The 6,019-nt window shown below is 75.4% G+C and carries 3 protein-coding genes; all 3 read right to left on the reverse strand.

Annotated features, from left to right (window positions below; all coding sequences use genetic code 11):
- Positions 1-12 precede the first annotated feature (12 nt).
- The 3 genes from rapZ to OF117_RS01480 all read right to left on the reverse strand — a co-directional run bounded on the left by rapZ (position 13) and on the right by OF117_RS01480 (position 5,907).
- The gene (rapZ, locus tag OF117_RS01470; RefSeq protein ID WP_263551014.1) at positions 13-984 is read right to left on the reverse strand and encodes an RNase adapter RapZ; all 972 of its coding nucleotides are present in this window, start codon (positions 982-984) and stop codon (positions 13-15) included.
- Positions 981-3,056 (reverse strand): excinuclease ABC subunit UvrC, encoded by a 2,076-nt coding sequence (gene uvrC / locus OF117_RS01475; RefSeq protein ID WP_263551015.1) that lies wholly within the window; start codon positions 3,054-3,056, stop codon positions 981-983. The genes rapZ and uvrC overlap by 4 nt, the downstream gene beginning before the upstream one ends.
- A gap of 163 nt (positions 3,057-3,219) precedes the next feature.
- A complete protein-coding gene (locus tag OF117_RS01480) occupies positions 3,220-5,907 on the reverse strand; it encodes an HNH endonuclease (RefSeq protein ID WP_318014214.1) in 2,688 nt (895 codons plus the stop codon).
- Positions 5,908-6,019 lie beyond the last annotated feature (112 nt).

The following is a 6,019-nucleotide window of genomic DNA, read 5'->3' on the forward strand; positions in this document are numbered from 1 at the left end:
CGCCGCCGGCGCTCACTCGCGGCCCAGGTCGCGGTGCCGGGCGACGGCGGCGACGCCGTCGGCGGTCAACCGCCGGGCGAACTCCTCCGCGATGGCGACGCTGCGGTGCTTGCCGCCGGTGCAGCCGACGGCGAGGGTCAGGTAGCGCTTGCCCTCCCGCCGGTAGCCGGGGATGAGCAGCCGCAGCACGTCGACGTAGCGGTCGAGGAAGGCACTGGCGTCGTCCTGGCCGAGCACGTAGTCCCGCACCTCGGCGTCCTGGCCGGTGTAGGGCCGCAGCTCGGGGATCCAGTGCGGGTTGGGCAGGAAGCGGGCGTCGACGACGAGGTCGGCGTCCAGCGGCAGGCCGTACTTGAAGCCGAAGCTGAGCACCGTGGCCGTGAGCGGGGGCGCCTGCCCGTCGCGGGCGAAGGCGTTCTCCAGGGTGGCGCGCAGCTGGTGCACGTTGAGGTCGCTCGTGTCGACCCAGAGGTCGGCCTCGCCGGCGATGTCGGTGAGCAGCACCCGCTCCTCCGCGATGCCGTCGATCAGCCGGCCCGAGCCCTGCAGCGGGTGCTCGCGGCGCACCGACTCGTAGCGCCGGACCAGCACGTCGTCGCGGGCGTGCACGTACACGAGGCGGGGCCGGTGCCCGGCGTCGGCGAGGGCCCGGAGCGCCTCCTGCAGGTCGCTGGAGAAGGCCCGGCTGCGCACGTCGACGACCGCGGCGAACCGGCGCAGGTCGCCGCGGGCGCCGAGCTCGACCATCGGCTGCAGCAGCGCGGGGGGCAGGTTGTCGACCACGAACCAGCCGAGGTCCTCCATCACCCGACCGGCGCTGAGCTTGCCGGCGCCGGACAGGCCGGTGACGACGACGATGTCCAGCGGCGGGGTCTCGGTGCTTCCCGGGTCGTGGCCCGGGGCGCCCTGGCCGGGCACCCCCGTCCGGCTCGGGCCGTGCCCGGCCGCACCGGCCGGGTGCGGCGTGTCGCGGACGTCGCTCACGACGCCACCCGCCCGACCTCGGCGGTGCTGCCCGCGCCGGCGGTGGGCGTCCCCCGCTCGGCCGGCCCGGCCGGCGCGCCGGTGGTCTCGCGCACCTCCGCGCCGTCGGCCGGGCCGCCGTCCGGAGCCGCACCGGCCGGGCCGCCGTCCGGAGCCGCACCGGCCGGTTCGGCGACTGCCGTCAGCACGGCCTCCGCCGTCCGCCGGCCGATGCCGGGGACCGCCATCAGCTCCTCCACGGTGGCGGCCCGCAGCCGCTTGAGGGATCCGAACTGCTTCATCAGCGCCTTCCGCCGGGTCTCCCCGAGACCCGGGACGTCGTCGAGCACGGAGACCAGCATGCTGGTCGACCGCTTCTGCCGGTGGTAGGTGATCGCGAAGCGGTGGGCCTCGTCGCGCACCCGCTGCAGCAGGTACAGCGCCTCGGAGGTGCGCGGCAGGATCACCGGGTCGCCCTCTCCGGGCAACCAGACCTCCTCCATGCGCTTGGCCAGGCCGCACACGGCGACGTCGACGATCCCGAGCTCGTCGAGGGACCGCGCGGCCGCGGCGACCTGCGGTGCGCCGCCGTCCACCACCAACAGGTTCGGCGGGTAGGCGAACCTCCGCGGGCGGCCCTCCTCGGCGGCGACCCCCTGCTCGTCCTTGCGGTCCTGCTCCTCCTTGAGGTGCCGGGCGAAGCGGCGGCGGACGACCTCGGCCATCGCGGCGGTGTCGTCGGAGCCCTGGCGGACGGCGAACCGGCGGTAGTCGGACTTCTTCGCCAGACCGTCCTCGAAGACGACCATGGAGGCGACGACGTCGGTGCCCTGGACGTGCGAGACGTCGATGCACTCGATCCGCAGCGGGGCGTCCGGGAGGTCGAGCGCGTCCTGCAGCTCGCTCAACGCGAGCGAGCGGGCGGTGAGGTCGCTGGCCCGCTTGACCCGGTGCCGGGCGAAGGCCTCCTTGGCGTTGCGCTCGACGGTCTCGAGGAGGGCGCGCTTGTCGCCGCGCTGCGGCACCCGGAGGCTCACCTTGCTGCCGCGCAGCTCGGCCAGCAGCTCGGCGTAGACGTCGGCGTCGTCCGGGAGCTCGGGCACGAGGACCTCCCGGGGGACGGACTCCCCGGCCTCGCCGACGCCGGTCATCTCGTCGACCCCGCCGTAGACCTGCAGGAGGAACTGCTCGACCAGTTCGCCGGTGGTGACCGCCTCGACCTTGTCGACGATCCAGCCGCGCTGGCCGCGCACCCGGCCGCCGCGGACGTGGAAGACCTGGACGGCGGCCTCCAGCTCGTCCTGCGCGAAGGCGACGACGTCGGCGTCGGTACCGTCACCGAGGACGACGGCCTGCTTCTCCAGCGCCCGCCGGAGGGCGCCGAGGTCGTCGCGCAGGCGGGCGGCCTTCTCGTACTCCATCGCCTCGGCGGCCTCGGCCATCTCCTGCTCGAGGCGGCGGATCATCTGGTCGGTGCGGCCGGCCATGAACTCGACGAAGCCGTCGACGATCGCCCGGTGCTCCTCGGCGGTGACCTTGCCGACGCAGGGTGCCGCGCACTTGCCGATGTAGCCGAGCAGGCATGGCCGGCCGATCTGACCGGCCCGCTTGAAGACGCCGGTGGAGCAGGTACGGGCGGGGAAGACGCGGGTGAGGGTGTCGAGGGTCTCCCGGATCGCCCATGCGTGCGCGTAGGGCCCGAAGTAGCGCACGCCCTTCCTCTTGGGGCCGCGCATGACCTGCAGCCGCGGGAACTCCTCGTCGAGCGTGACGGCCAGCGACGGGTAGCTCTTGTCGTCGCGGTAGCGGACGTTGAACCGCGGGTCGAACTCCTTGATCCAGTTGTACTCGAGCTGGAGGGCCTCGACCTCGGTGCCGACGACGGTCCAGTCGACCGACGCCGCCGTGGTGACCATCTGCCGGGTGCGCGGGTGCAGGCCGGCGACGTCGGCGAAGTAGCTGTTCAGCCGCTGCCGGAGGCTCTTGGCCTTGCCGACGTAGATGACCCGGCCGTTCGGGTCGCGGAACCGGTAGACGCCCGGGGACTCCGGGATGCTGCCGACCGCGGGGCGGTACGTGGACGGGTCGGGCATGGCTCCCAGACTAGGTCGGGCGAATGACACCCATGTCGGCCCGGCGCGCGGTGGGACCCGACCGCCGGATCGCAGTCGGCGCAACGGGCCGCCCCGGACACACGGGCGCCGGCCGGACGCGCGAAGCGGCGGGCGGGGCCTCGGACGTTCTGACGGCGGGACCTCAGTACGGCGGCGGCGTGGTGACCGCCACCAACCCGGTCGGCGTGGTCACCGTGAGCGTGCCGTCGGCGTCGAGCCGCTGGCGCCAGTCGGGAGCCTGGTGCTTCCCGCGGTGGTCGGTCGTGCAGTAGCCGGTGAGGTTGTCGGCGCTGGTCGGCCCGATCGGGTACGGCCGGTCGTGATCGAGCTCACCGCCTCGCGGCACGCGCCGTCGGCACCCTGGGAAGCGGCACCGCCGGTCGCGCGCCCGTACCCACCGGTCGAGCTCGGCGCCGGGCCGGTACCCCTCGGTCGGCCCCGGGGGTCCGAGTCCGTGGCGGCCGGTCAAGTCGTGGTCGCAGTGCTCGGGACGACGGCGGCAGGCATCCGCGCCGCAGTGGGCGGCCCGGCGCAGCCCGGGGAGGTCGGTGAGCGCCAGCAGGGCACCCGAGACCGCGTCGGTGAGCGCGATCCGTGGCCGCTCGGCCAGTCCGCCGCCACCGGTCCGGGTCAGCAGGTCGGCCAGCACCGCCCGTTCGGCCCCCTCCGCCCCCTCCAGCGCCGCCAGCGCGTCCCGGGCGGCATCGACCCGGCCGCTGGGGCCGGCCCGCCACGCCGCCTCGTCGGCGGCGTCGGCGACGGAGGCCGTGTGCACCATGCGCCGGGCATGCGCCACCGCCCGCGTGGCGTGCAGCACTGCCCGGCCCGCTTCGTCCACGGCAAGGTCCGCGTCGGCCCACCACCGGGTCCCGTCCGGCGGGCACCCGGCGCGGAGTTCGCCGGCGACCGCGTTGCGCGAGGTCCCCGGCGGACCGGGCGGTTCCTCCGCGTCGCCACCGCCCGACGCCGGCGGGTCCGAGGAGCCCTGTCCGTCGTTGCGCCGCGCGCGGCCCGGCTCAGGACCGTCGCGGCCGTCTCCGCCGTACGCCGGGCACGGATCGCCGCCTCGTGCGGCCGGCGCATCGGGGCCACCCGCGGAGGCGTCGAGCCCGGGGCCAGCCGCGGAGGGGTCGAGCCCGGGGTCGATGCCGCCGATCTGCTCGAGTCCGGGGTCGGTGCCGCCGATCTGCTCGAGTCCGGGGTCGATGCCGCCGATGGGGTCGAGCCCGGGGTCGATGCCGCCGATGGGGTCGAGCCCGGGGTCGGTGCCGCCGATCTGCTCGAGTCCGACGACGTCGTCTCTCCCATCGAGGGAGCTCGCCACCGATGCGGCCGCGTGCGCCCAGACCAGGAACTCGTCGTCCGACATAGGGTCCGGGTCCTGGAGCTCACCGGCCAGGACCCGCCGCTGCATCTCGGCGGCCCACGCGGACAGTTCGCGCTGCTCGATCTCCTGCCAGGCCTCCTGCCAGGCCTCCTGCCAGGTCTCCTCGACGCAGCCGGCATCCGGCTCCGGCGCCGAACCCCGCTCGGGCGCCGGTCCCGACTCCGGCGCCGAGCCCCGCTCGGGCACCGAGCCCCGCTCGGGCACCGAGCCCCGCTCGGGCACCGAGCCCGGCTCCGGTACCGAGCCCCGCTCGGGCACCGAGCCCAGCTCCGGTACCGATCCCAGCTCGGGCGCCGGTCCCGACTCCGGCGGGGAGCCCCGCTCGGGCACCGGTCCCGGCTTCGGCGCCGAGCCCGGCTCCGGTACCGATCCCGGCTCGAGCGCCGACTCCGGCTCGGGCCGGCGGGCCTCCGCGCCGGTGGTCGGCTCCGTGGCGCTGATCACCGCCGGGTCCTGCCCACCCGGCGCCGCGCCTCGGGTGGGGAACGGCGCGGCTGCGCGGTCGACGGCCGTGTGGGCGGGGGACCCATCGGGCGTGGGCGGGTCGACGGGGGCAGGAGGCTCCGCGGTCAGCGGGGACCGTCGCCCGGTGAGACCGCGGAGGAGTTGGCGGATCATCTCGGCCGGCACCGGCTGGCCGGAGATCTCCCCGGGCTCGTCCCCGCCGAGCAACGCGCCCACGGAGGCGACGACCGTCAACAGCACCTGTACCGGCGGCAGATCGGTCTCCCCAGGACGCAGGACCAGGTCCATGAGGCAGTCGGCCATCTTCTGCGCCCGCGTCCGGGGCGGCTCGTCGGGATCGTCGTCGTGGTCGTCGTCGAGAGCGTCGGCGTAGGCACCGAGCGCCTCGTACAGGACCTGGGACTCCGGCATGGTCAGCACGGCGCCGACCGAGCCCATGCCATCGACGTGCTCCGGTCGCCAGTACACCCCGCGCTCACGCAGCGCCCGCGTGAGGCGGCGGGCGGCCCCGCGGGCATCCCGCTTGGCCACCTCCCGCCGCGCCTTGGCACCCAGCTGGGCCGGGGTGGTGACCCTGCCGGCCGCCCACCCGAGGAGGCACGCCTCGACCTCGGCACGCACGTCGTCGCGCTCGATGGGGGCGACCTTGTCGAGCATCGGCCAGACGTGCCCCGCGTGCAGCGCACCCGCTTCGAGGGCGGCGAGCGTCGCGGGCAGCCGGTTCACCAGCGTCAACGACGTATCGAGCAGTTTCTCCGCCGACTCGACGCTGACGGACAGGGCGACGACCAGTTCCTTCGCGGCCCACTCGCTGACCGGCCGGAGCTCCTCGGACCGCGCGGCCCAGCGCTCGGCACTCATCGCCCCCTTCTCCCCCTGCTGCCGGTCGGCTGACGCCGGGCGCCCGGCCGCGAAGTCGGCCACCGCGCGGGCTCGCAGCGCCGTCTGCCGCGCGATCTCGCGGTCAGCGGCCTGCACCGCGCCCAACGGCCCGGATGACAGGGAAACGGGCGGAGCGAACGCGACGTCCGCCACGGTCGCACCAGCCACGGTCGCACCAGCCACGGTCGCACCAGCCACGGTCGCACCA

It is taken from the genome of Geodermatophilus sp. YIM 151500, from assembly GCF_025716945.1.
GTDB lineage: Bacteria > Actinomycetota > Actinomycetes > Mycobacteriales > Geodermatophilaceae > YIM-151500.